The sequence below is a fragment of the Mesorhizobium sp. M4B.F.Ca.ET.089.01.1.1 genome, from assembly GCF_004022605.1.
Lineage (GTDB): Bacteria > Pseudomonadota > Alphaproteobacteria > Rhizobiales > Rhizobiaceae > Mesorhizobium > Mesorhizobium abyssinicae.
This window is the reverse complement of record NZ_RZOS01001003.1, coordinates 1-860: the sequence shown is the minus strand read 5'-3', so window position 1 is coordinate 860 and position 860 is coordinate 1. Positions and strand designations below refer to the sequence as shown.

Here is an 860-nt window from a genome sequence, read left to right as displayed (position 1 = left end):
GGTCAACGAGGCGAAGAGCGCGGTGGCGCGACCGGAGGAGCGGAAGTTCCTGGGGTTCAGCATCTCGAATGACGGGAGCGAGCGGCGCATTGCGCCGAAGGCCCTCGCCAAATTCGAGACGCTGATCCGGGATATGACACGCCGGACACGGGGGATCAGTCTGCCGCAGTTGATCAAGGAGCTGAAGCCATACCTCATCGGATGGCGCGGTTACTTCGGCTTCTGCCAGACCCCACGGGTGCTTACGAACTTGGAAGCGTGGATCCGCCGAAGACTACGCATGTATCTCTGGCGGCAATGGGGGAACGGGCACAACCGCTTCAAGGAACTGCGCCGTCATGGCGTACCAAAGTTCGGAGCTGCGGTTGCCGCCGGTTCACCAACGGGGTTCTGGCGCATGTCAGGACACCCGGCGGTCCAACAGGCCCTGCGCAACCATTACTTCGAGTCTCTTGGTCTCCCTCGACTCCATGTCTCTGCCCAAGCTTAATCCGATCGAACCGCCGTGGTACGGACCCGTATGCCCGGTGGTGTGGGAGGGGCGGCGTCGCGAGGCGTCCCCCTATCCCGATCCACGGCCCCAAGGCGCCGGAGGCAGAAGGGTGAATGAGCGGCAGCTTTCGGGAGCCCGTCCACGAAGGTTGAACGGCTGAGATGGAGTCGCTTGCCGTCCACCGGTACCAAGTGTCAGACTTTCACCACTAGGTTCAACGAAAAAGCCCGCGTCGATCGCGGGCTTCCTTCAATGAGCGTCATCGCTATGGCATCACCCGAATGGCGCCGCCGCCTCCATTACCATCGCCATTTCGCTTTCCTCGAGCCGGACCTCAGCAGCGATCAAGAACGCCGAGATATAGACC

At 61.9% G+C, this 860-nt stretch carries 1 protein-coding gene; it reads left to right on the top strand.

Going from position 1 to position 860, the window contains the following annotated elements:
• Positions 1-490: group II intron maturase-specific domain-containing protein (locus EN780_RS35635; RefSeq protein ID WP_128276564.1), on the top strand; the 490-nt coding region annotated here is incomplete at its 5' end.
• Positions 491-860 lie beyond the last annotated feature (370 nt).